This is a genomic window from Pedobacter jeongneungensis (genome assembly GCF_039538295.1).
GTDB lineage: Bacteria > Bacteroidota > Bacteroidia > Sphingobacteriales > Sphingobacteriaceae > Pedobacter > Pedobacter jeongneungensis.
Genome location: NZ_BAABBY010000006.1, coordinates 339,835 through 365,857, shown reverse-complemented (window position 1 = coordinate 365,857; position 26,023 = coordinate 339,835). Strand labels below are relative to the sequence as shown.

Here is a 26,023-nt window from a genome sequence, read left to right as displayed (position 1 = left end):
ATATTTGGTTTTTTTCTTTGTCTTAAATGGCAAAAAAGATTGCCGCGTCGTTCCTCCTCGCAACAACAAGCAGGTGGTCGCAGACCAATACTACTTCTCCATGTTGGTTTATGATTTCTACGTGTTCGGTTACACTGCCGTATTCGGGTCTTTTGCTCTCCCCTTTTTCAGAAATGGTGATTTCGGAGTGGATGGTATCGCCAATGAAAACCGGTTTTACAAAACGTAATTTATCGTAACCTTTACTCATGGCCTCGGGATTGATTTCGGAGGCAGTTAAGCCGATACCAATGCTAAAAATCATGGTGCCATGGGCAATACGTTGTTTAAATGGCTGTGTAGCACACCATTCGGCATCCATGTGGTGCGGGAAAAAATCGCCAGTGTGACCTGCGTGCACTACAAAATCAGTTTCTGTTATGGTGCGGCCCAGGGTTATACGTTTATCCTGTAACTGGTAATCTTCAAAAAATGTTGATTTGAAATACATATGTTCTTTCTATACTATACCGTCATTGCGAGTTTTCGATCTTTCATCGAAACGAAGCAATCTTTAATGCAAAACAGATTGCTTCGGCTCGCTCATTCCCTGCCTCGCAATGACGATTTAATTAATTTTTTAACTGCTCCTTAACCTTCACTCCTCCAATATCGCTCGATTGGTAAGCGCTCTCTACCACAGCCATGGTTTGGATTACATCTTCTACACTGGTGTGCAACACATCTATAGAACCTTCATTATAGCGCATTAAATTGGCCATGGTACCAATAAATGCCTCGGGGAACCACGATCCGTCTAGCTGAACGCGTTGCCACTCTGGTGTTTTTCCATCTTCTACGATGCAATATTCAAACACATCGGGCACACCATGGGGATAATCCATCAGTAAACCGATTTTTGCTACAATTGCACCTTTGGTTCCTTCCCATTTAATATAACTTTCCTGGTGGTCTGGACCGAAATCATGGTCGTGGTTGGTGTTGATTACCGCATGCATGGTATCGCCATAGTCTAATAAAATGGTAGAACGTGATGAAGACAAACTTTTTGCGGGATGTTTTAGGGTTTTTGCCAGAACACTTTCAGGATTACCCAAAAAAGAACGGATCAAATCAACATAATGAATGCTATGGTACTGAATTTCTAAGCGTGGGTGAATAATTACGTGCGGAAAAATTTCCCAGGGTGTTTTTATGGTTACCCGAACTTCCATATCATATAATTCGCCTATTAAACCTTGATCGATCAGGTATTTTGCTGCGCTTACAAATGGCGCAAAACGCAGCTGAAAGTTAATTGCTGCTTTAAAGTTCTTCGCCATGCATAATTCGAGGATTTCTTTTGCCTGCTTAAAATCATCACCCATTGGTTTCTGGATTAAAACGGCACTTCCATCAGGTAATTGCTGTAGTGTTTCGATATATTGTTCGGGCATGATCGTTAAATCGTAAACTGCATTAAGCGGAGCCAGTTTTACTGCTTCAGCAACCGAATTGTACACATTTGGGATTCCAAAAGTATCAGCCAGTTTCTGCGCCCTTTCTTTAGTCCGGTTTACGATGCCATGTACTTCAAAACCAGCAATTTTATAAGCCGGAAGATGTGCATCGGCTACTATTCCGCCTGCACCGATAATGATAATGGGCTGTTTGGTTTGCGGTAGCTCAGGTTTATATTTGATATCAATACTCATTTGTCAATTTCATTAATCTGGTTCTGTGCCAGGTGGATAAGTTCTTCGGTTGAAGCATCGGTGTTGATGGCCTGCAAAACCATCTGGTCGATTATGGCCGCAATTGCAGCCCAGTTTTGTTTCTGTGGCAACATATTTGCCACTTCATGCAATTGTTCCAGTTTATGGTAATAAGGGATAATTGAGTTGATTTCTTCATCTTTCCAGGTCGAAATGCGGCAACCAATTCCACCTTCCAAAGTAAGCTGTTTGTCTTGCTCAGGCGCAAGTGCAAAACGGAGAAAATCGTAGGCAATGGCTTTATTTTTACTTCCATTGGCAATGGTGTACAGCCAATAAACATTTAATGATGCTGAATTTGAACCGGGAGCTGCCGGCAAGAGTTCAACATCGATTTTACCCTTTACTTTCGAGTTTGGATCAACTTCGCACATGGCGGCAAAACCAAACCAGTTGATCATCATAGCTGCTTCACCATGTGAAAAGGCGATTCCGGCACCAACTGATTCGAATTCGGCCGATTTTGGATGAACAGCAGTTTTATCATTCACCATTTTGCGGTAGAAATTTAAACCATCAACTGCAGCCTGGGTATCGATCCGGATAAAACCGTTTTTATCGACTAAGGTTCCTCCCCTTGTCCACAACTGCAGGCAAAAATCGAAAACGGTATTATGGCCGTCGGGATAGCAGGCGAAAATACTGCCATACAAATTTTCTTCCGGGCGGTTAAAAAAACGGGCAAGCTGATGGAAATCTTCCCAGTTTTTGGGTACTGTTAAGGTTTTACCAAACCGGGCTGAATAATTTGCTTTTTCAGTTTCGTTTTCAAATAAATCTTTTCTGTAAATGAAACATTCGGGTCCATCGTGAAAGGGTAAACCAACTACTTCCCAGCCAAAACGCTGCAAACCCAGCAGTGATTTACTCCAACCCTTGGGAAAATTGCCGGGTTTATTTTTGTTGATATAAGGATTTAAAATTTCGAAATCATTATTGGCGTAACCTTCTAAAATCCAGTCGGTACTGATGTGCGCAATATCAAAATCGCCATTTGCCAGGCCTTTTTTTGTAATGGTGCTATCGTAAAGTTCGTGCAAATCCATTACCACCATTTCCAGCTTTAATGAACAGCCTGAAATGGCACAATATTGCTCCCAGAATTTCTGCATGGCAGCTTCAAACGGCGCAAATCTGCGTACGGCTATTTTAAAAGTGTTTATTTGGTTATGCATTTGCAGTGGTGTGCTGTGTTATAAATTCTTTGATAATTTTTTCATTATCCTGTCCTAATTTTGGCGAACCTTTGGATGAGGTAAGGATTTCGCCATCAATACGGATCGGGCACCTGGTGGTCTCATATTTGTATCCGTCAACCATTTCCACTTCCTGAACCATATTCAATACCTTGAAACCATCGTGTGCCATCAGGGCATTCCAGTTTAGCACATCGGCGCACCAGATATCGGCCGGTTCTAATACAGAAAGCCATTTTTCGGTTGTTGCCGATAAAAGATGATCAGCCAAAACGGCTTTAATTTCATCACGCTTATTAAATGCCTCACTTTGTTCAATATAATCTTCTAACTTCTCGCAGCCAAGCAAATTGCCAAGTTGTGGAATGGAAGCCATCGCCAGGGCTAAATATCCGTTTTCTGTTTGATAAATACCATACGGAGCGCCTAAATATGCGTTTGCATTGTTCTTTTTCGAACGCTCGGGCAAGCTACCGCCATCATTCATAAAAGTAGTAATGGTTTCGAACTGGAAATCATAAGCTGATTCCATCATGCTGATCTGCACAAAACCACCTTCGTTTTTAATGGCTTTACGGTATAAACAAGCCAGGATTCCCTGCGCGAGGTGTGCACCTGCCAGCATATCAACAATGGATAAACCCATTGCTACAGGTCCACTGTCGGCATTTCCGGTTAAGGAAGTTAAGCCGGTTACGGATTGTAAAAGCAAATCCTGACCTGGTTTATTTTTCCACTCGCCCTCAGTTCCATAACCCGAAATTTCGCCATATACAATGGTGGGGTTTAAAGCAATAACCGATTGATAATCGAAACCTAAACGTTCCATTACGCCGGGGCGGAAGTTATGGATCATGACATCTGCTTTTTTGAGCAGCTCACGCACCATTTCGCAATCTTCTTCACTTTTTAAATCGACTTCAAAACTCTCTTTATTTCGGTTAATGGCATGAAAAACGGACGATTCGCCATTCATAATCAGGTTTGAGGTATAAAGCGTGCGACAAATATCGCCTACGCCCAAACGCTCTATTTTGATTACGCGTGCGCCCATATCGGCCAGGCGTAAACCTGCCGATGGCCCCGAAAGGAACTGGCTGAAATCGATAACTAAATAATCTTCAAGCGGTAGCATCATTTTAATCTTTTAAATCGTCACTTTAATAAACGTGATCGTCATCTCGACCGTAGTGGAGAGATCTGTTAAATTTTTTCTCTATAGATTTCTCCGTTTCACTGCGTTTCAGTCGAAATGACGAAATTTTATTTTTTTAATTCTTCACTAAGCATTGCTGTCATTTCCACCGTAGTGGAGAGATCTGTTAATTTTTTCTCTATAGATTTCTCCATTTCACTGCGTTTCAGTCGAAATGACGAATTGTTTTTAAACAATTTTATTTTTTTAATTCTTCACTAAGCATTGCTGTCATTTCCATCGTAGTGGAGAGATCTATTAATTTTTTCTCTATAGATTTCTCCATTTCACTGCGTTTCAGTCGAAATGACGGTCTGCGTTAACTCAAACTCTTTATTAATATCTGCTGTATCAAAACCCAGTTTAGGAGCTGCTTTAGCGGCAAATAACTTTTCATGATCCAAACGGATCGGACTTACGGTAGTTCTGATTTTTTTGCCATCACCTAAGTCTAATTGCTGTTCGATCTGAAGTTTTTTATACGTGCTTAATGCAGTTGCTGTTTGATAATTCAATACTTCTGCGCACCAGATTCCATGATTTTCCAGAAGATCGACCCAGTATTTGGTATTTTGCTTTTTAAAGGTCTCGGCTAAACGAAGGATTAATTGATCGCGGTTTTCGAAAGCAGAGCCGGCCTCCACATATAAATCGGTAATGTCGCAATTTATAATCGCACAAATATTTGGCAGGTTTCCCATGGCCATGGCAATGTGGCCATCGTTTGTTTCGTACATGCCATAAGGCGCACTTAAATAAGCGTGAGCACTGCCTTTTGCCCCACTTCTATCCGGTAATTTTCCGCCATCGTTAAGGTAAGTAGTCAATACTTCGAACTGTACATCTAAAATGGATTCGAGCAAACTCACTTCAACCAGAACACTTTTACCGGTTTTTGCCCTTTTGATCAGCGCTGCCATAATTCCCTGTGCCAGATGGTTGCCACACATGATATCCGAAACAGAAAGGCCAAAGGGTACCGGTCCGTCTACATCTACCCCTGATAAAAATGTTAATCCGGAAACGGATTGCACCAGTAAATCCTGGCCGGGTTTATTTTTCCATGGTCCATCATTTCCATAGCCGCTAACCACACCATAAACAATTTTAGGATTGATTTTTCGAACATTCCCATAATCCAAGCCGATTTTTTCCATCACACCCGGACGGAAATTATGCGTCATTACATCGGCCCTGCTGATTAGCTTTTTAAGCCTTTCTAAATCTTCCGGATTTTTTAAATCGGCCGTGTAACTTTCTTTATTGCGGTTGATGGTATGAAAAAGCAAACTATCTTCCTGATCGCCTGTTGAACAGATGCTTCCTTCGTCAGCATGACAGGTATTTACAAAAAGATTTTTTATGGATAAAGCCCGGCAGGCGTCACCTGTTTTCGGCCGCTCGATCTTGATCACACGGGCACCTAAATCAGCCAGTTTTAAACCTGCTGATGGTCCGGCCAGAAATTGGCAAAACTCTAAAACCAAAAGTCCTTCTAGCGGTCTGTTCATGATAACACAAAACTTTTAGATTTCTGATACAATCTGTTCATGGCTGATAAAACCTGGATTTCATCGCCTCCGTTTATTAAATAATCGCGGACAACATCGCCGGCATGATCCTGAAAATACATGGAACCATGGTAACGCGGACGGAGAAATGCCCTTTGTAAAGCCGGCAAGGTATTTTGAAAGTAATTCTGGCTCTGGCGGTTTACTTCTTCATTTTTCCACGCAGCTAAATGTCCCGGCTGACCACCACTTTCAAAGAATAAAGAAGACTGACAAGCGGGTGAACCTACAAATTTTACATATTCAGCGGCGGTTTCAATTGCTTCACATTTAGAAGAGATGGCCAAACCGGTTCCGCCCAAAGTGCTTCTTAAATTGGTATTTCCATTTAAGGAAATCATATCGTGAAAATGCAAAGTTTTGCGTGCATAGCCATTTCTCGAATAATTAGAATAGCCGTAAGCAAAAGGACAATAGGCAATTTCATCGCTTAAAGTCATGGCTTCATAAACCTGAATCGGGTTTCTGTTGAAATTTGCTTTATCTATTTTCGAGGCCAGTTCGCGGTACATTTTCAAAACTTTAATACCGGTCTCAACCGAAACCACTTCCTCATCATTTTGGCAGGGATCTTCGCCCAAAGAGCAGCAAAGGGTGTAAAAATTCATTAAAACATCAATCGGGATGCCTGCAAAAGCCACTAAGCCTTCATCTGCGAGTGCCAGTAAATCATCAAATGATTGAGGCAATTTTAATCCTTTTTCTGCCAGTAAATCCGGCCTCGATGCTGCTACCGGTGTTGCTGCATCAATGGGTAAAGCCCATAAATGCTGGTTATAAAAATAACTTTCGTAAGATTGGCCTACAGAGTTTTCTTCCTGGTCTTTCAGGTATTCCCGGGGTAAATATAAATCCAGAGGAACGATCGATTTTGTTTTTGCGGCAAAACCTGCCCAGGGGTGATCAATAACCAGCAAATCAAACCTTTCGGCCAGTTCCTGAATGGAAAAATCGGCAAATTGCTGCAAACTTCTTTTCTCCCAGGTGATGTGCACATTTGGATGCAGTTCGGAAAACCGTTGTGCTGTTGCCACCATCGGCAAAAGCCCACGACTGTGGTTCCAGGTTATTCCTTTTAAATTAATCGTCTTTTCCACTTAATCTTATTTTAATATTTTTTAGTGAACTTTCACTAAAATTTAATTCGTTTTACTTTATTGTGAAGCGCTTCTTTATTACCCTCAAAAGGCACTAAATAAAAGCTGTAATTATAATTTTTTGCTGGTATCTGGTATTGCGGCAATGGCGCAGCAACATCACTCCAACTGTCGTTTCCACCAACGCCCATTTGTATTAAATCGATGTTTACGGTTAAATAGCCAGCATCTTTTAACTTGTTGGTGTGTTTTGCAGCCTGAACATTCTCATCAGTGTAAGGACTGGCGCTCATGCTTAATAAACTGTCGGCTACGATTAGCAGGCCCTGTTTTTTGGATTGATCCGAAAAGTACATCCAGCGCACATCGGTACGGTTTCCATTTTCCTGCGGAACGGCGTAATGCTCCATAAAATCGTTTACCGATTCAGCATAAACGGCAGCATCTGAAGCATAATTTTTATCAATATAATTTTCCATCGGGCCTTTGCCATACCATGAAATGTTATCGTAGTTACGGGCAATTCCTGTTTGCATCCCTACTTTTGGAATATTCGGTAAACCGGGTTTAACCTTCAGCACGTATTTTACCTCTATGGTGCCTGAAGAAGTAATTAAATAGCTGATTTGAACGGTTGCGCTATCATTTATCAGGCTATAATTCGAAGTATGTACGAGGCCTGAACCTGCCATGTTATCAAACTTAACCGCATTTGATCCTGTGTATTTGAGATCATTGGTATACCATTGCTTTAATTTTTTGTTCGATTTCCAGCCGCGTTTATCATTGTCGGTTAAAGGACGGGTAAAATGTGGCAGCAATGGAGCAAAAATCTGTTCCTTACCTTTCCATTTATAAGAAATCAAAGCGCCGTTCTTTTTGCTGATACCAATCTCAAAATTTTGTCCTGAATAAATATACATATCTGCATTGCCTGTGTATTTTGGTGGCATAATTTTATCGGTCAGCCTGGATTCGGCTAAACCTGTTAACGCAAACTGATTTGAAGCTACTTCGAAACCTTTTTTGGCCCAGACTTCGTCCTGGCTTAAAGTAAAATGGATATCAGCTAAATATTCTGATCCTGCATCCATTTTTGGAAGATATTTCGAAATGTTAAGTAAAGTATCTTTTCCGGCAGCAAGATTAACGGCAGGCAGAATTTTCTGGCTCAGTACCACTCCGTCTTTGCGTACAAATAACGTGGCAGTATAAGCGTTCAGATTTTTAACCGCATGGCGATTGCTGATTTTTAAAATCCTTTTCGCCTGATCGGCCCATTCGGTTTCTGCGCCCTGATAAACACGTTTACATTCGTACATGGCTCCTTTGGGTTTCCCGTCAGAATTAACCACGCCTTTAATAGTGAAATTATCGAAATACTTTTCGCCAAAATCGCCGCCATAGGCATAGAATTTATTGCCCGCACTGTCGGTTTGCAGAATGCCCTGATCTTTAAATTCCCAGATGGCTCCTCCGATTATACGTGGCGTAGCACGGAAAACATCCCAAAAATCTTTCATGTTTCCCACAGAATTTCCCATCGCGTGGGCATATTCTACAAAGAAAATCGGGCGGTTATCGCCATTTTTCTGTTCTGCCAGCATTTTGGGGGTATAAATGCCAGGGTACATCCGGCTTACCATGTCCACATAAGGCTGATCTTGAGGGTTTTGCAGGCGATGCGAATGATCGTTCGGTTTTAAATAAGCCGGATTGCCTGGGTCGATGTAACCATCCAACCGCGGATTTCCCATGGCAGGTTCGTAGTGAACAGGCCTGGTGATGTCAAAATCGTGGATCCACGCTGCCATAGCTGCATGGTTTGGGCCACTACCCGATTCATTGCCCAAACTCCAGATAATGATGCTCGGATGGTTTTTATCGCGCATTACCATACGGCTGCTACGCTCTAAATAAGCCGAAGTCCAGGTAGGGTCGTTACTTAATTTACCCCCGAGGCCATGGGTTTCCAGATTGGCTTCATCAATTACCAGGATGCCGTATTCGTCGCACAGATCGTATAAATACGGATCCATTGGATAATGGCTGGTGCGGATACAGTTAAAGTTGAACCGTTTTATCGTCTGCACATCCTGCAGAATATCTTCGCGACTTAATGCTTTGCCTTTTGTTGGGTGATGATCGGGACGGTTGATTCCATAGAGATAAGTTTCTTTGCCATTAATTAACAGTTTACCATTCGTTTTAGAAAATTCGATACTTCTGAAACCAACTTTACAACTTTTAACCTCGAGCACTTTACCTAAACTATCTTCTAAAGAAAGGGTTAGTGTGTAGAGATTAGGCACTTCATCACTCCATTTTGCCGGATTCTTTATCTTACTTTCCAGCAGCCCAAATTTCACGTTATCCAGGCGTGGCCATATTTCATTGATGATGCTTTCTGCACTTCTTTCTAACGGCTGGTCCAAAACGGCTCTACCATTTTGATCAAAAAGCAATGCTTTTACCTTATAGCCTTTTACTTCTTTACCTGTAAGGTTTTCAATCCGCGGACGAATGCTTAAAGTAGCATCTTTATAATCTTTATCGAGTTTGGTTTGAACAAAGAAATCGGCAATCCGCAATTTAGGTTCGGCCAGGAGCATTACTTCGCGATGGATGCCGCTTAAACGCCAGTGATCCTGATCTTCGAGAAAACTGCCATCTGTCCAACGCATTACCTGAACCGATAAAATGTTTTCTCCAGCCTGGAGATAAGGTGTAATATTGAATTCGGATGAAAGAAAACTATCTTCGGCATAACCCAGGAATTTCCCGTTCACCCAAACTTTATAACCTGAACTTACCCCTCCAAAATGCAGGGTGATATTCATATCTTTCCAGTTTGCAGGAATAGTAAAAGTGCGCTGGTAACTGCCCACGCCATTATAATCCATTGGCGGATTTGGCGGATTTACAGGACGGAAAGGATAAACAGCACTTTTATAAATGGGTTTATCGTAGCCTTTCATTTCCCAGTTTGAAGGAACTTCGATTTTTTTCCAGCCGCTTACGCGCGATTGATAGAAGTTTTGCGGTGCATCAGCAGGTTTAAGGGCGAAAGAGAAATCCCAATCACCATTTAAAGAAATCATTCGGCTTGATTGTTCACGAATGCCTTTTTTTGCAGCTTCAATATTTTCGAAAGAGTAAGCTGTTGCACGTGATGCATCACGGTTTATGCCACTTACCGATTGATCTTCCCATGGCTCCCTGCTGTAAATTTGCGGAGCTTTTTGGACAGCTGTAGGTGTTTTATCGACAAGCTGGGCATTGGCAATTAAAATCTGACCACAAAGGCTCAAAAAACACAAGGCAAGTGCTTTAGCCCAAAAGCTTGATCTTGGTATCTGAGCGGTTAAAAATTGATACATCTTCATCATTTCGCTGTGTGAATTAAAATTGAAGATGAAGACAAACCTGCTGAGGCTGCCGTTAATTTAATAGTTCCGGTTTTTTCGGTAGATTGGAGAATGGCCAGGCACAAACCATGAAATGTTTTACGGTAATTTGCTTTAAAAGGCTCTAAACTGGCCTGGAATCCATTATCAACACCTGCAATAAAACCATTGCCTTCCACTTTAAAATTAACCAGGTTATCAGCATTGGGAACAACATTTCCTGCGGCATCTAAAATACGGACGGTGATAAAAGACAAATCCTTTCCGTCAGCTTTAATATTTTTTCTATCGGCTAGTAGTTCAATTTTGGCAGGTGCGCCTGCTGTTTTTACCTCGCGCACCAATACCTCTTTGCCATTTTTACGCGATACCGCTTTTAAAGTTCCAGCCTCGAAATTTACATGCCAAAGCACATGCAGATCATCACCTTGTTTAGACTTTTTACCCAGCGATTTGCCATTCAGGTATAATTCTACTTCATCGGCATTATTGTAATAAGCCCAAACTTCAACTGATTTGCCTTTTTCCCAGTTCCAGTGCGGTAAAATATGTAGTACAGGTTTGTTGGTCCACTCACTTTGGTACATGTAATAGGAATCTTTAGGAAAACCTGCCAGATCGACAATACCGAAATAAGAACTCCGTGCCGGCCATGGATAAGGTAAAGGTTCGCCGAGGTAATCAAAACCTGTCCAAACGAACAATCCTGATACATGATCGTATTTTTTTGCTTCCTTCCAGGTTTCTTCATGGGTAGAGCCCCAATAGGCAGAAACATTATCATAAGCAGATGCCGACCACTCTTTATTGCCTTCAGTAAATTTGGTTTTACCATCTTTAGGCCAGCGGCGAATGGTATCAGCAGTATCATAAAATCCTCTGGTTTCTAGTGCAGAAGTAGTTTCTGTAGCCAAAAACTTAACCCCGGGATAATTCGCAGGAAAGTCTTTATAAAGTTTGTGGTTATAGTTTAAGCCATAAATATCAAGTGCATTGGCCTGGTAGATGAAGTTTTTTTCAGCTTTTGTTTCGGTTAGTGCCGAAATTACCGGACGTGTTTTATCCAGATTTTTAACGATTGCAACCAACTCTCTGGTAAGCGAAATGCCCGTGCTGTCAAACTGTTCGCGGATTTCGTTTCCAATACTCCAGAGGATAATGGATGGGTGGTTACGATCGCGTTTAATCATATCTTCCAGGTCTCTTTTATGCCAGTCAGGAAAATTCAGGTGATAATCATTTTTGGTTTTCTTTTTCGCCCACATGTCAAAAGCCTCATCCATTACCAAAAAGCCCATTTTATCGCATAAATCCAAAAACTCAGGTGCCGGCGGATTATGGGCGGTACGGATGGCATTTACACCCATTTTTTTCATGATTTCGAGCTGGCGCTCCATGGCCCGTACATTTACAGCAGCACCTAAGGCACCTAAGTCGTGGTGCAGGCAAACACCTAAAATTTTCATCGGTTTTCCGTTTAAAGAAAAACCTTTCAGCGCATCAAAATTGAATCTCCGGATGCCAAAAGTGGTACTTTGTGCATCTATAATTTTATTTTCGGAATCAATAATTTTAACCAGCAATGTGTATAAATAAGGCCTGTCTACCGACCATATTTCAGGTTTATTGATCAGCAGATTTGAAACGATTTTACCACTACTATCTTCAATAAGATCCTCTTTTGTAGTGTGTTGTAAAACCTGCTTCCCTTCTTGGTTTTGTACCGTAAACTCGATTTTATATTTTTTAATTTTATCTACAGATTTATTTATAAAATTAACCTGAGGTGCTACAAAACCAACTGTTTGACCTGGTTGTAAATTTCCGACATCTGTCGATTCGCCGAAATCGCCGCTTACAAAACCCGCTTTAACAAAAATGCCATGTTCTTGTATAGCAACTTTAGCTGTTGAGGTTAACCATACATTTCTATAAATACCCGAGCCGGAATACCAGCGCGAATCGGGTTGAGCAGAATTATCAACTTTAACGGCAATAATGTTTTTTCCAGGTTTTAAAAATTTACTGATTTCGTAAGAAAATGAGCTATAGCCATAAGGTCTTTTGCCTAAATATTGTCCGTTTACCCAAACCTCACTATTTTTATATACGCCATCGAATTCGATGGTGATTAACCGATCTTTAAAATTGGCAGGGGCGGTAAATTCTTTTCTGTACCAGCCAATTCCGGTAGGTAAACCACCGCCTTCAGGTTTTGCTGGGTTTTTCTCGTCAAATTTTCCTTCAATGCTCCAATCATGTGGTAAGGTCAGTTTTCTCCATTTCGAATCATTGTATAATGGAGATTTAGCTGCAGAATCATCGCCCAGGAAGAATTTCCAGTCTTTATTGAAACTAGTTCTCATTCTCATATCGTCATTGCGAGCCCTATTTTTCATCGGGAGAAGCAATCTTTCCTGTAAAATAGATTGCTTCGTCGTTCCTCCTCGCAATGACGGAATTTCGACCGCCGTGGAAAAATCTATGAGTTGTTTATTTATGCCATTATTATAAATTTCTCTCCCGAATATTCGGGACTTCGCTTCAGTTGAAATGACCCCAAAAGACATTGCCATCAAGATCATCAAACTAAAAATTCTATATTTAAATTGAGGTCTCTTCATTCTAATTGCCACTTACAAAATCTACTTTACTTTTACCTAAATCTTTCGAAGTTGCTACTGCAATTCCGCGTTGATCCTGTTTATTTACGGCGCAATAGAAATGGTAAACCACGCCTTTATATTTTAATACGAAAGATTTATGTGCATACAGTTCATCATACTTTTCTGATGATTCAATCAGGTTATCGCCCGTCCAGTCGGTCCAGTTTACAAGATCTTTTGATACTGCAAAACGGTTAAAAGATCCTTTTCTATCCTGCCAAAAAGCGCCAAAGTAAAACATTACATAATTATCGCCAATTTGCTGAATTACAGCATCTCCAGTAATGCCAACCGGATGATGAACCACTGGATTTTTATTAAAGCGCTGCCAATGAACCATATCCTCCGAAACTGCCATCCCGATCCGTTCATACCAGCGTGTTTTTTTATTGTTCGCCAGCGAATCGCCCACAGCGTTATAGTACATTACAAAGCGATGTCCTGTTAATCTTTTCTGGTCTTCGATCACCGTGCTTTTAAAGAGTTTATTGCGGTTTTCCCACCAACGTACATCTTTATCTGATGAGCTTAATACAGGTTTTTCTAAGCGGCTCCACTCCTTCACAATGGATGGATCTTTTGTTGTATAAGCCATTCCGATAGATAAAGGCTCCACTTCATAACCTTTCTCTTTTCCACCAAAATACGACATCCAATATTTGCCATCAAACTGATTTACACCATAACTTCCACCCCATTTGATGTCGGTTAAGGCATTATAACCTGCTTTTTGATTATCATCCCAGTTACCGGCATCAGCAAACGACATCAGTTTGCCCTGGTTTTCCCAATGCAGCAAATCTTTACTTTTTGCCAGCCAGGTTTCGTAACCACGACCGCCAAAAATGAGGTAAGTCATGTACCAATCCTTTCCTTTTCTGAAAACTGTGGGGCAATCCATTTTATGGTCTTTATCTCCAGGAACCATTACCAGACCGTATTTGTAAGGTGTTTTTACTTCCTGATAGATTTTTCCCATCTCTGCAGCAGAAACAGTTTGATTACTTTGAGCGTTTGATTTAACAGCCCAAATAAAAAGAAGGATCAAAATGCTTATCTTTCTCATTTGAACTTTAAATTAAATTTATAATAGCCTGAACCGATAGCAATCCTGGTTTTACCGTTTTCGATCCCTGCATTGCTAAATGATGCATTATTTTCTTCCAGAAGCTCGCTTTTCGGATACGCCGGGAAATAAACCACAGCTTTAGTATTCACGGGTACATTAACCTCTAAAATGAAATTTTTATCGGTTTTCTCCCATGTAGTAGAGATTTTACCATAAGGAGAATTATAACTAACCTGAGCGGCAGTTAAATCGCCAACTACTTCTGGTTCAATTTTAATTTGGTTGAAAGCAACCGAATTTTCTGCCTGACGGATGCCACCAATGCCACTGTACAGCCATTCCATTAAATGACCGAGCATAAAATGATTGTTGGAAACCGTTGGTAGAGCCGCCCACGATTCGGTTAATGCGGTAGCACCTTTGGCAATTTGCATACCATAACCCGGTACATCGGCGCTACTGTTCATATCGAAAATCACATCCGATTTTCCGGCATCTTCTAAAACACGTAATACATAGCGATACCCGATATCACCAGCGGTTAAGCTGTTTTTTCTATCGCGGATATCTTTAACCAGATTGTCAATCACTGCTTTTTTATCTTGTTCTTCAACCAGGCCCATGTAAACCGCCATGGCATTTGCTGCCTGCGAACCCGTTGCGTATTGTTTGGTTTTAGCATCAAAAAACTTGTTATTAAATGCTTTTCTTACTTCAACGGCAAGTTCTGAATAAGCCATTGCATCAGCCCTTTTAACTAAAAGTGTAGCCATTTTCTCCATTACCTTCAAATCGTAATAGTAGATGGCCGTTCCGGTAACGCCCATTGGCGTGAGTTGAGAAACACCGGGTGGTTTTGGCCCTAAATCATACCAATCGCCCAGACCCTGAGATAAAATGTGGTTATTAGCTTTTGTTCCCAAATAATTGATATAGCGCTGCATCATCGGGTAATAGTCAGTAATGGCCTGTTGATCTCCATACCATTGATAGAGGTACCATGGTATCAAAATCCCACTGCTGCCCCATTCCGGCGAATCGCGGAACATATCGCCACCCCATTCGAATTTTACATATTCAGGGGCAATTTCCGGGATCAGTCCGTTGCTCAGCTGTGAGTTTTTCATATCCTCCAGTGCTTTTTTAAAAAGCGGCGCAGCATTGTAATTGTAACCTAAAGAATTGCCCATCAGGTGCAACTGCTCCAGCCAGCCCAGTTTTTCGCGGTGCGGACAATCGGTAAAAACACTCATCATGTTACTTTTTACCGACCAATTGATAAGATTGAAAGTTTTATTAAATAAACTGTTAGAAGACGAGAATTCGCCAACTTTTTCAGCAGCATTTCTAACGTGTAATGCTTTTAGATCTTCTATAACAGCTTTGGTTGAAGTATTTTCTTTTCCAGCCGGCACAGCGCCTTTAACCTGCAGATAGCGGAATCCTGTATAAAAGAATTTTGGCCGCCAGGTTTCTAAACCATCTCCTTTTAATATATAAGTAAAATAAGATGGACCACCCATATTTTTCTGGGTTACTGCGCCATCGGCTTTTAATAATTCTGCCGGTATAATGCGGATGGTATCGCCTTTTTTGCCACGTACTTTTAATTCGATGATGGCCGAAGCATTCTGTCCCATATCATAAACCCATTCATGATTACCAACTGCAGTGATGTTTTTTGCTGTAAAATGATCAAAAATTTTGATAGGTTCCTCTTTTTGTGCATTGAGTTTTGGTCCGTTAACCAATACAGCAGATTTCCAGTTTTGATCATTAAAGCCTGATAAATTCCAGCCTTTTTGTTCCAGGTTGGCATTATAATCCTCTCCACCATAAATACCCGAAAAAGTGACTGGCGACGGAGCCGTTTTCCAGCTCTGGTCGCTAACCACATTTATTGAAGTTCCATCGGTATATTCTACCAAAACGCGACAGATCATTTTAGGATAGCCAAAAGCTACTTTCAACTTTCTATACCTCTCTTTAACCGGTGGAATGTAGTAAAAACCATTGCCAAGCATTACACCAATGGCATTTTCGCCCTTTTTAAGCTGTTTGGTAACGTCGTAGGTTACATATAATGCCTCTTTATCGTATTTTGTCCAGCCGGGTGCTAAAAAATCATCCCCAACTTTTTCGCCATTTAAGCTCATTTCGTATTGGCCAAGACCCGAAATAAAAGCCGTTGCCTTTTTTATGGTTTTGGTTACCACAAAATTTTTGCGGAACATAGGCAAAACATTGTTGGCGTTATATTTATCCTTTTTGCCATCAGTTGGCAGCACATTTACATTCGAATCGGGTATTTTTTCATAAGCAATCCACCTTGCCTTTTTCCAATCGGCTGGGTTTATTAAACCCATTTGCCAGGTTGCGGTATTACTCCACTCCGATCCATTTGCATAATTATCCCAAACACGCAGCTTCCAGTAATAGGTTTTGGCTGGTAGAAGTTTAGCGCCTTTATATGTTATCTGGATAGATTGGCCAGAATTTATCTTTTTGGTATCCCAAATTTCGCCTATGTTCTTTTTTAAGTTTGCAGTACTGCCAGAAACCAGGATTTGATATGCGGTTTGCATCACATTGTGTTTAGGTGACAGCAATTTCCAGCTCAGGCTGGGATTTACCATATCAATACCAATAGGATTATTTCTGTAAGCACAATTCAAATCAATAACCTTTATATCCTGCGCAAAAAGCGGAATGCTCAACAGATAAAGCCAAGAAAATATCAGAAATCTGCTCATTATCCTTTGGTTAGCATTGCGAAATTTTTACGCAAAAGCAGTGGTTAAATTTTGGTTTATAAATGGTTAATTGATACCTTAATGTTATTAAAAATCGATTCTATGAACGATTTGATTAATAAAGTAGTGTCAATTCAAATATAAATGTTTTTTTTAAATATGAAAACATATATTCGTATTTAAATTACAAAATCTTCCCATCGTTAAATAGGAAAGCATTTTGTATGTTTGAAATTGTAAAAATTACGCTACAGCCAAATTTAAACCTGTATGAACGAAAAGGAATCAAAGTACCAGGCCCCTGCCTTAGATAAGGGACTTGATATACTGGAATATTTATCTGCACAATCTATCCCGCTTTCGCAAACTGAAATTGCAGTCGGCATTGAGAAAACACCGAACGAAATTTACCGGATGTTAATGAGTTTGGAGAGCCGCGGTTATATCCTCCGCGATGAGGTTTCGGGGAAATACAGGCTTTCGTTAAAACTTTTTTACCTTTCGCACAGGCATTCGCCAATTGATGAGCTGCGTAAAGCGGCACAGTTTCCGCTGGAAGAACTGGCCAATACCATCCGCCAGTCGTGCCACTTGAGTATTTTGTATATGAACCAGGTGATGGTTATTATTCATGCGAAAAGTCCGGGGCCAATTGCACTTTCTATCGAAGAAGGAAACCTATTTCCATTACCGCTAACAGCATCAGGAAAGGTTTTATTGGCTTATATGCCAGAAGTGGAACGTAATACTACCTTAAAAAACAACGCGATTTATAAGAAATATCACAAAACGCAGCAGGAAGATTTTTTGAGTTCATTGGAAGATATCCAGCAAACGGGTTCATATTTTAAAAACAGCGACTCGGTTTCAGGTGTAACCGATCTTTCTGTACCTATCGGTATTTCAGGAAATAACGGGATTATTGCCTGTTTAACCATTTCGATGTTAAATGCGATTAATGTAGATCAGGCAATCGAAAATGATGTGATACTGGCCGAAGCGCAAAAATGTGTGAAGAAGATTGAGCAAAGGATTGGGGTTTAGGCCGAACCCTCTGGAAGGGGATTTAACTTTCTAATTGATAAAACAGTAAAATGAATTGCAAGCTGATTTGGGCGTTACCCAAGCTGCGCAAGGGTCGGGCTTTTCAGGGCTGCGCTTCGCTCCGGTACCGATAAAATATCGGTACTAAACCCTTACAATCCCTAACGCGGATTTAACTTATTAAGGAATCTTTATTTAAACCTCGCAGGTTTTAAAAACCTGCAAGGTTTAAATTAGAAAAAGTTTGCGCTCGTTTCCCAACGAGTGCATCAATAACTAAACGATTTTATCGTCTGAAAACGATGAATTATTTAACGCTCGTTAGAAACGAACGTTAGCCTAAAGATTTATCCTGAATACCTCACCTCATAATCCCTGCCCTTTTCAATTGTTACCTCAAAAAGCCCTTTCGAAATTTCTTTCACTTCCGCATTTTTAACAACTGGCTTCGATTTACTTTTAAACCTTAATTTTCCAGTTCCTGTAGCAGAAGAAACTCTGATTTCTTTTTTGCTGCAATACACCGAAATATCGCCGTCTGCGGTTGGTACTTTTCCTTCCATCCAGGCTAAACCACCTAAATTAGGTTCAATGGTGTAGGTTTTGTAACCTGCTGTTACTGGCTGTACGCCCAGATAATATTTCCCCAGTAAATAAATCGGGCTGGCTCCCCAGGCATGGCAAAGGCTTTTACCAAATGGACGGCCATACATTTCCAAGTGCTCGGTTCCTTTTTTTTCAGGATTGTATTCTTCCCAGAAAGAAGTGGCACCCAGTTTTAACATACCACCCCAATAATTTTTTATTTCCTTTAACACATAAGGTTGTTCGCCCATAGCACATAAGGCCTCCAGTTCGTAAAAACGCATGTAAGGTGTAGTGATTTTGGCTACTTTACCATTCAGCAGAACATTTTCTTTCACTGCTAACTTTTGCTCGGGACTGAAATAATCAAAGAAAATTCCGAACATATTGGCGTATCGGGTTACGTTATCGGTTTGTTTGTCATTAATTCGGCTATGTACCAATGCACTTTTTTGCTGATTCCAGTAAAGCTCAAATATTTTTGCTTTTAGTGCTTTTGCCTGCTGATCATATTGAGTCGCTCCGTTTGTATCGTTGGCTAATTTAGCACATAAAGCCATGGTTTCTAAACTCCGGGCATATAATAACTGTTCGAAACTCACTTCACCATCTTTGCTTAGTTTATCTGCCCAATCAATAAAAATCCAGTCACCCGGCATCCATTCCAATAAGCCGTTTTTGTTCTTTCTGCCATCGATATAAGTCATTAACGATTGCATACGGGGATAAATATCCTGCACAAATTTCTGGTCGCCGGTAAATTTATAATAATCGTAAATTCCTAAAAACCAATAGAAAGAATAATCCATGATGGTATTAATATGCGCCGTTACCGGATCTTTGCCACGCTGAGCCAATAAGGTTCTTTTCACCGTTGGTGCATCAAAAAACGAATAATAATTCATCAGGTAACTTTGATAGGCATCACCACTCCAAACCCATCTGTCGCGCTTGATTCCATCGATAAAAAATTCGCGGGTATTTAAATGAAAAGTATATTTTGCAACATCATAAATTTTGTTCAATTCTGCATCAGATGATTTAAAACTACCGCGTTCGGTTACCGGGGCATACTCATATAACATGGAAATGGAATCAGCAGAAACACCGTTTCCGGGTTGAAAATTCACATATCTGAAAGCTTTTGAAAGCGGCATAATGGAATCTTTCTTCTGTTGCAGGTCAATGTCCAGATTGTCTAAAGTTTCGCATTTATCTATCGATAGTGCTTCTTCTTTTGATTCTCCATAGTAGATACTCAATCTCCCTTTTCCTTTTAAACCATGTACTTTAATGAAACCAAAGGTTTCTTTTCCGAAATCGGAAAGCGAGCCATTGTTTGTTTTTTCAGTTTTAGCTGCATATTGGGCGATAACCGGTAATTTAAATTGTGATGGTAACTGATTTGGATCGTTCAGGTTCCATGATCCGGCAGAAACAAATGTAGTTCCTGATTTATCGGATGTCTTTCCACTGGCATCAATCCATTCTTTATCTTCAAATGTGCTCAGCCAGGTTTCGTCTGACACTATGGTTTTACCCTGTACAAAAATCGAGGGAACATGGGCCTGGTTATACACTTTTAAGCTTAATTTATGCTTCCCGGCAGGAATTTGGATGCTTTTAGGAAAACCGGAAATGGCCTGACCATCAATTTTTACATTATAGGTACCTTCTACAAAAAGTTTAACTTCTTCAGGTTGCGAAAGGTTAAATTCTTTATGAAAATCGACCAGCACATAATGACTGTCCATTTTCCAGAATACCGGAAAAAAGGAACCTCTTTCGGTTCTGCGGTTTTGCATTACATTGCTCATGTAGATGTCGAAATCGCCGGGATACCAGATCCAGGAGGCTTTTTGGGCAGAGAGCTGGACTACAGAGCCACTGAAGATGAGGAGGAGGATTATCTTTTTTAAGGTTTTCATATATAGTTGATTTTTAGTCACAAATGGACATAAATTTTATATTGTTTTTTGTTCTTAACCACAGATGGACACAGATAAACACGGATTTTTATATCTGTGTGCATCATTTTCATCTGTGGTTCATTTTATAATTCTGGATTACGGGCATCCGTTTAATGTCCATTAAAGAAGAGGTAAAGCGCAACCATCACGATGGCCAATGCGGTCCACGAAATCCATACCGCTTTAGCTGGTTTTTCAATATTGGCCTGGTGTTCTTCATTTACGGTATAGATGCTTGGCGATCGATCCAGCAGGGAAATTAAAATGGCAATCAGCAAAAGTCCTGCAAAAATGAAAAAGGAAAGCATTAAATAATGCGGCCAGAAATGGTATTGATCTGAAGGTAAAATCCAGAGATAAGTTACGCCAACGCCCAAACTTAAAATAGAACCAACCGATAGCGTGAAATTGACTGCTTTTCGGGTGGTTCGCTTCCAGAAAACGGTTAACAAAAATACCACCGATAATGGCGGCGCAATAAAACCTAAAACGGATTGAAAAACATCAAATAAATTGAGTCCTTTAATATTATCAATCGCCAATACCACAATAACGGCAAAAATGCAGCCTGCTACCACGGCCCACCTGCCAATACGGATAATCTGCTTATTACTGGCCTGTGGATTGATTTTCTTTACATAAATATCCATCGTGAAAACGGTACTTAGGGAATTTAAAGATGATCCGATAGTACCTACCAGAACGGCAATTAATACCACGATTACCAAACCATTCATTCCGGGAGGAAAAAGGTTGGTTACCATTGTCATATATGCTTCGTTTGGATCTTTTAAACCAGGAAATAATACGTAACAAAGGATTCCTGTTCCGATAAATAAAGGCAGGGAAAGGATTTTTAACCAGCCGATAAAACTCACGCCCAGTTGCCCCTGTTTTAAGTTTTTGGCACCCAGAACAGATTGCACCATCGATTGATCGGTACAGAAAAAAGCAACAGCAGCAACTGGATAACCTAATAAAATGGCATACCAGGGATATTTTGGATCACTGGCCGGCTGGATTAAATTCCAGAAATGATGAGGTGTTTTGGCATATAAGGCAGAAAGCCCTCCAACTTTGTTTAAACCTAAAAGCATTAATGAAAGGGAAACCGCAATCAATAAAATCATCTGGAAAACATTCACTTTTGCAATGGCTTTTAAACCACCGAAAAACGTAAATAAACCTGCAAATGCAACCAAAACGGTAACAGATTGCCACATGGGGATGCCCAAAATCTGTCGGACTAAAAAGCCTCCGGCAAATAAGCCAAGTGATAACCAGGAGATTAAAATTTTAACCAGCGCATACCAGGCTAAAATGTTCTGTGTTGAATCGCCATACCGGTTGCCCATAAATTCGGGCATGGTGCTCACCTTTGCGGCGAGGTATTTTGGCGCGAAAACAATGGCCAGCAGGAATAAAAATATAAAGGCATACCAATCAAAATTGACGGCCACAATACCAGTGCTGTAACCGATACTGGCAAAAGCCAGTAACATGGATGGGCCAACATTGGTACCCCACATATTAAAGCCGATGCTGCTCCAGTTCAGTGATTTATTGGCCAGAAACAAGGTTTCATCTTCGTTCTTCTTTTTCGAAAAACTGGCCCGATACCCGATTATCATCAGAATAATGAGGTATGCGATGACAATGATGTAATCTAAATTGGTTAAACGTTCTACAATGTTTCCCATTGGTTTATTTGGTTAGTTTGGTTGTACGGTTTCAATAGTTTTTAGCCACAGATGAACACGGATAAACACAGATTTTTTAAGTTCAATAGCCATGGTTCGTGTCCGCCAAGAACCATAAGAACTTTTCGTCATTGCGAGGTACGAAGCAATCTTACTACTATGGGTGGATATGTATTGTACACACAGCGAGCGTTGTAAGATTGCTTCGTCGTTCCTCCTCGCAATGACGACTTTTTTTATTGCTGCCGAATTTCTTTTACAGTCCTATCGATTCCCTTGTAATGTTATTTGCTTTTAAAATGTCATTAATTTTTACCGGTAAACCAGTTTCTAAAGATTTATCCATGGCCTGCAACAGGGCTACTGTGCCGATTCCCTCTTTTAAATCAGGGTAAGCAGTAAAATTGTTATTTATGCTATCAGCGAAATATTCAAGATAGTTTTGATATTCTCCGGCGTGGTGACTTTGCCCTTCGAAACGGAAATAATGTTTTAAGGTAGCATCACCCCAGGTAATGATCTTTTCTTCGCCTGTTTTAGTGGTAACGGAATAACGCAGTTCATGGTAATCGGCCTGGCTTGCGCCTTCCGTACCGCGGAGGATACAGCTCATGCCACTGTCGCGGCTTGCGGGTTGTGTTGGCCCGGTATAAGCACCGCTTACCCTTGCAATCCGGCCATCTTTTGCCTTAAAAATGAAATGCATGGTATCCTGATTTTTTAAACCGGCATTTAAGCCATTGCTGCTTAACATCCCGTAACCCATTACCTCTTCAATATCGGGCAAATACCAGCGGATAAAATCTGCAGGGTGACTTAAACCGCCATATAACCATTTAAAAGATTGTTTTAGCGACCATCCTTTTTCTAAAAACCAGCGGTGATCGGCATGGTAATGACTTTCTATGGTAATCAGTTCGCCGATTAAACCAGCATCAAAATCTTTTTTCTGGCGCATGGCAGGCTCGAAAAAACGTGAACTTTGTCCGACAAAAATTTTCTTTCTTGATTTTTTAGCAAGTTCTAAAAGTTCGTTTGCATGGGCCAGGTCGTCAATAAATGGCTTGGTACATACCACATGTTTGCCATGTTCTAAAGCCAGTTTGATATGTTCGAAATGTAAATGATCCGGCGTGTAAATCGCAATCATATCGATCTTATCACTGGTTAACATATCCTGGTAATTGGTTGTCCAGTTCTGAAAATCGAACTCTAAAGCCCGTTCTTCGCAAAGCTTTTTATTGGCATCACAAATCTGGATAAGTTTAAACTTTTTACTGGCCAATGATGCAGAAATCGTGCTTCTGCCCTCTCCTAAACCTAAAATCCCTAATCTTAACATGTTATTATTTTTATAAGCGTTTATTTACTTTTCTTTTCTGTCATCCTGAGGTACGAAGGATCTTTCACCAAATAGCACTGGCTCGAGCCCGGAATTTCTCCATTTGTGCCAGGATTATTGATCGTATTCCATCGCCAACAGATTCTTCACTGCGTTCAGAATGACAACCCCATTGTACGATCACTCAACCGGTTTAAAAAACACCCAAACTTCATCAGGTTTTGTACCCTCAATTCCCTCCTGGTATTTTTTCATTATCGCGTTCCATTCGTCCACTTTTGGATTGTTTAAAGTGGTTTTCGGATTTAAATCGTCTAATTTTTTTCCTTTCGGAATGCTGATGATCAGCATTAATTGCCTTTCTTTTTTAAAAATAGCCAGACGCTGAAATTCTGCGTTGCAAAAGCCCTTTGATATTTCAGGCCATTTCTCAAATTGTGTTTTATGGTAATTGAGGTATTCGTTTTGCATCTTTTCATCCTTCACCAGATTAGCCGATAAAATGATGTTCTCCCATTCAGCTACAGCTTTGTCTCCACAGTTCTTTTCCCGGTTGAAGTCGTAAAATAAGTTATCGTAAAGTTTGATTTCGGAAGGATTTAAGCGTTTTAAAGTCTGTTGCAAACTTTCTACCTTTAAACTGGACGTATAAATTACCATTCGGTTATTCCATTTGTAAATTGCATCCGGCAAAAGATTATTTTCTTTTGCAAAAGTTTTTAAAGTATGATCTGATGGAAGATGGTCCGTTTTGAAAATCAGTTCAAAAACCACAGATTGATCTGCAGCCTGATTTATTTCTCTATCCGAATGGGATGCTTTTTCTCTTAATAAATATTGAAAGGGTTTTTCCAGGCCCGCATTTTGCTTAATGCCTTTCTCAACCTTTGGACCGTTATTTTCCCATAAATTATCTGGTCCGTTGGCATTTTGAAGGTATTTTTCAGCAGGTGTCCAATTGTTTTTAATGGTGAAATAAGACGAACCTTCATCGGTATATAAATAGAACCAATGGTCTGGAAGATGGGCAAAAGGCGCTTTGTAAATACTGTCGACAACATTTTCGGTGATAAACGATCCTGGTTGGGCTGACAAAGTATAAATCCCGGCTACATCGTACATGTGTTTGCCGTAATGATGGATTTTATTGCCACTGATGGTATTATTTTTCATTGCATTTTGCGTTTTCGTCCAGCCCCAGCCCATGCTGATGCCGGAATAGGAAACATCGCTGATTTCGTTATGCAGGATCTTAATCTCCCGTACATAACCTGCTCCTATACCTACAGCGCCCCAATCTTCGTTAGTCACGTCGGTGATCAGGTTATTTTCAATTTGATCATTGGTCGATATTTCACATTGATCTGACGGGTTATATGGCAGATGAACTTCGGTTGCTTCATCAGAGAATGTTCCGACTAAAATTGCAGAACCACCTATATCTTTAAATAAATTCCCCTTGATTTCATTGTCTGCAGTTCCTTTTTTTAAATCCAGGCCCGTTGATGCCAGGTGCTCGAAACGGCAGGATTCGAAAATGGTATGGTTGGCATAAGTCACTTCAACCGCTGAAGCTGGTCTGCCTACCCAGGCCTGGTTTTCTAAAGTTGGCTTATCAGGAGTTCCTGACTGTTTTAATTTATAAGCATCGAGCATGTACATGCCGGCCTGATGTGGCACATGACCTTGTTTAGAAGGCCTTAACCAGCTGCTGTGCTCAAAGGAAATTCCCTTAAAACCCACAAAAGATACCGGATGATCTATCGTTCCTTCAATTTTGACAAGATTTTCCAATGCCGGAGCAATAATTTCTGCATTAGCCATGTTTTCTGAAGCTTTTGGCCAATAATAAAGTTTGTGGTTTTGCAGGTCTTCAAACCACTCCCCGGGTTCGTTTAAAAACTGAATGGCATTGCTGAGGTAAAAAGCAGAATTCCCTGTTTTATCTGAAATCCATGGAGCTGGCCAGGGATGTTCTGACTGAATCCTGCTTTCGGGCTGCATAAATGAAAGTTCAGCGGTATTTTTCTCGATTTTAACAGATTTTACACGCAGATTGGCAATGGCCCACCATTGATGGATCAGCATTTCCATGCCCTTAATATTAGCCAAATTGATGTTCTTCTGAAGCGGGATTTTACAGGTCTGATTTTTGCTGTCCCATGATAAAATCCTGCCCATCGCATCTCCGTTATAGTTTTTTGCCCGAATGGCTTTTTTACCATTTATCCAAAGCTGGCGAAATTGAAGGTCGCTCCCATCGAAATTTGGAGGGTTGCTTACCCAAACCTTTCCAATGGCTTCTTTCGGCAAACCCGCAACAGTTCCGGTAAGTTTTTTCCATCCTTTTATTTTGATCCCGCCACTTAAAATCACTTTTTCATTCGCTTCGGCAATAATTAAGGTGGGGCTATCTTTGGTTCCTGAATCTTCAGGACGGAGCACGACAGGCTCGTATAGTTGATAAAAACCTTTGTTTATGATGATATTGATTCCTCCTTTAGCGGATACATCATTTAACCGACGTAATTCTCTGGCTTTTCTAATGGCGGAATGAAGTGTAGCCAAAGGTTTTTCCTTGGTTCCAACATTAGTGTCATTACCCTTTAATGAAACATAAATATCTGCTGCATCTGCTTTTAGATACAATAAAGAGAAAAGAATTACCAGAATT

Annotated in this window: 15 protein-coding genes; 1 reads left to right on the top strand and 14 read right to left on the bottom strand. The window is 40.5% G+C overall.

Annotation, left to right across the window (positions count from 1 at the left end; all coding sequences use genetic code 11):
• Nucleotides 1-22 precede the first annotated feature (22 nt).
• The 10 genes from ABD769_RS13805 to ABD769_RS13760 form a co-directional block, all read right to left on the bottom strand.
• A complete protein-coding gene (locus ABD769_RS13805; protein WP_344852003.1) occupies nt 23-490 on the bottom strand; it encodes a MaoC/PaaZ C-terminal domain-containing protein in 468 nt (155 codons plus the stop codon).
• A 121-nt stretch (nt 491-611) separates the two neighbouring features.
• Complete coding sequence (locus ABD769_RS13800) at nt 612-1,694, bottom strand: Gfo/Idh/MocA family protein (protein ID WP_344852002.1); 1,083 nt, start codon at nt 1,692-1,694, stop codon at nt 612-614.
• Nucleotides 1,691-2,929, bottom strand: coding sequence for an extracellular solute-binding protein (locus tag ABD769_RS13795; RefSeq protein ID WP_344852001.1), 1,239 nt, complete (start codon nt 2,927-2,929; stop codon nt 1,691-1,693). The genes ABD769_RS13800 and ABD769_RS13795 overlap by 4 nt, the downstream gene beginning before the upstream one ends.
• On the bottom strand, nt 2,922-4,085 hold the full coding sequence (locus ABD769_RS13790) for a CaiB/BaiF CoA transferase family protein (RefSeq protein WP_344852076.1): 1,164 nt from the start codon (nt 4,083-4,085) through the stop codon (nt 2,922-2,924). Before ABD769_RS13790 ends, ABD769_RS13795 begins: the two co-directional genes overlap by 8 nt.
• Nucleotides 4,086-4,432: 347 nt before the next feature.
• Nucleotides 4,433-5,656 carry a CaiB/BaiF CoA transferase family protein gene (locus ABD769_RS13785; RefSeq protein WP_344852000.1) on the bottom strand — a complete coding sequence of 408 codons (1,224 nt, stop codon included), beginning with the start codon at nt 5,654-5,656 and terminating at the stop codon, nt 4,433-4,435.
• The gene (locus ABD769_RS13780; protein ID WP_344851999.1) at nt 5,653-6,813 is read right to left on the bottom strand and encodes an ABC transporter substrate-binding protein; all 1,161 of its coding nucleotides are present in this window, start codon (nt 6,811-6,813) and stop codon (nt 5,653-5,655) included. The genes ABD769_RS13785 and ABD769_RS13780 overlap by 4 nt, the downstream gene beginning before the upstream one ends.
• Nucleotides 6,814-6,848: 35 nt before the next feature.
• Complete coding sequence (locus tag ABD769_RS13775) at nt 6,849-10,202, bottom strand: glycoside hydrolase family 2 TIM barrel-domain containing protein (RefSeq protein WP_344851998.1); 3,354 nt, start codon at nt 10,200-10,202, stop codon at nt 6,849-6,851.
• The gene (locus ABD769_RS13770) at nt 10,199-12,586 is read right to left on the bottom strand and encodes a glycoside hydrolase family 2 TIM barrel-domain containing protein (protein WP_344851997.1); all 2,388 of its coding nucleotides are present in this window, start codon (nt 12,584-12,586) and stop codon (nt 10,199-10,201) included. The genes ABD769_RS13775 and ABD769_RS13770 overlap by 4 nt, the downstream gene beginning before the upstream one ends.
• A 259-nt stretch (nt 12,587-12,845) precedes the next feature.
• On the bottom strand, nt 12,846-13,952 hold the full coding sequence (locus tag ABD769_RS13765) for a glycoside hydrolase family protein (RefSeq protein WP_344851996.1): 1,107 nt from the start codon (nt 13,950-13,952) through the stop codon (nt 12,846-12,848).
• A complete protein-coding gene (locus ABD769_RS13760; protein ID WP_344851995.1) occupies nt 13,949-16,708 on the bottom strand; it encodes a family 78 glycoside hydrolase catalytic domain in 2,760 nt (919 codons plus the stop codon). The genes ABD769_RS13765 and ABD769_RS13760 overlap by 4 nt, the downstream gene beginning before the upstream one ends.
• 270 nt (nt 16,709-16,978) lie before the next feature.
• On the opposite strand from ABD769_RS13760, the gene ABD769_RS13755 reads away from it, so the two are divergent.
• The gene (locus tag ABD769_RS13755) at nt 16,979-17,752 is read left to right on the top strand and encodes an IclR family transcriptional regulator (RefSeq protein WP_113950511.1); all 774 of its coding nucleotides are present in this window, start codon (nt 16,979-16,981) and stop codon (nt 17,750-17,752) included.
• A gap of 347 nt (nt 17,753-18,099) precedes the next feature.
• Here ABD769_RS13755 and ABD769_RS13750 read toward each other — a convergent pair whose 3' ends face one another.
• The 4 genes from ABD769_RS13750 to ABD769_RS13735 form a co-directional block, all read right to left on the bottom strand.
• Nucleotides 18,100-20,265, bottom strand: coding sequence for an alpha-L-rhamnosidase-related protein (locus ABD769_RS13750; protein WP_344851994.1), 2,166 nt, complete (start codon nt 20,263-20,265; stop codon nt 18,100-18,102).
• Nucleotides 20,266-20,417: 152 nt separating this feature from the next.
• Nucleotides 20,418-22,007, bottom strand: a complete 1,590-nt coding sequence (locus ABD769_RS13745; RefSeq protein WP_344851993.1) for an SLC5 family protein — start codon at nt 22,005-22,007, stop codon at nt 20,418-20,420.
• 256 nt (nt 22,008-22,263) lie between these two features.
• Nucleotides 22,264-23,349, bottom strand: coding sequence for a Gfo/Idh/MocA family protein (locus ABD769_RS13740; RefSeq protein ID WP_344851992.1), 1,086 nt, complete (start codon nt 23,347-23,349; stop codon nt 22,264-22,266).
• Nucleotides 23,350-23,529: 180 nt separating this feature from the next.
• A complete protein-coding gene (locus tag ABD769_RS13735; protein WP_344851991.1) occupies nt 23,530-25,998 on the bottom strand; it encodes an L-rhamnose mutarotase in 2,469 nt (822 codons plus the stop codon).
• Nucleotides 25,999-26,023 lie beyond the last annotated feature (25 nt).

Excerpts from the sequence above, each read along its gene's own strand:
- ABD769_RS13805 (WP_344852003.1), bottom strand. The coding sequence starts at position 490 with ATGTATTTCAAATCAACATTTTTTGAAGATTACCAGTTACAGGATAAA.
- ABD769_RS13800 (WP_344852002.1), bottom strand. The coding sequence starts at position 1,694 with ATGAGTATTGATATCAAATATAAACCTGAGCTACCGCAAACCAAACAG.
- ABD769_RS13795 (WP_344852001.1), bottom strand. The coding sequence starts at position 2,929 with ATGCATAACCAAATAAACACTTTTAAAATAGCCGTACGCAGATTTGCG.
- ABD769_RS13790 (WP_344852076.1), bottom strand. The coding sequence starts at position 4,085 with ATGCTACCGCTTGAAGATTATTTAGTTATCGATTTCAGCCAGTTCCTT.
- ABD769_RS13785 (WP_344852000.1), bottom strand. The coding sequence starts at position 5,656 with ATGAACAGACCGCTAGAAGGACTTTTGGTTTTAGAGTTTTGCCAATTT.
- ABD769_RS13775 (WP_344851998.1), bottom strand. The coding sequence starts at position 10,202 with ATGATGAAGATGTATCAATTTTTAACCGCTCAGATACCAAGATCAAGC.
- ABD769_RS13770 (WP_344851997.1), bottom strand. The coding sequence starts at position 12,586 with ATGAGAACTAGTTTCAATAAAGACTGGAAATTCTTCCTGGGCGATGAT.
- ABD769_RS13765 (WP_344851996.1), bottom strand. The coding sequence starts at position 13,952 with ATGAGAAAGATAAGCATTTTGATCCTTCTTTTTATTTGGGCTGTTAAA.
- ABD769_RS13760 (WP_344851995.1), bottom strand. The coding sequence starts at position 16,708 with ATGAGCAGATTTCTGATATTTTCTTGGCTTTATCTGTTGAGCATTCCG.
- ABD769_RS13755 (WP_113950511.1), top strand. The coding sequence starts at position 16,979 with ATGAACGAAAAGGAATCAAAGTACCAGGCCCCTGCCTTAGATAAGGGA.
- ABD769_RS13750 (WP_344851994.1), bottom strand. The coding sequence starts at position 20,265 with ATGAAAACCTTAAAAAAGATAATCCTCCTCCTCATCTTCAGTGGCTCT.
- ABD769_RS13745 (WP_344851993.1), bottom strand. The coding sequence starts at position 22,007 with ATGGGAAACATTGTAGAACGTTTAACCAATTTAGATTACATCATTGTC.
- ABD769_RS13740 (WP_344851992.1), bottom strand. The coding sequence starts at position 23,349 with ATGTTAAGATTAGGGATTTTAGGTTTAGGAGAGGGCAGAAGCACGATT.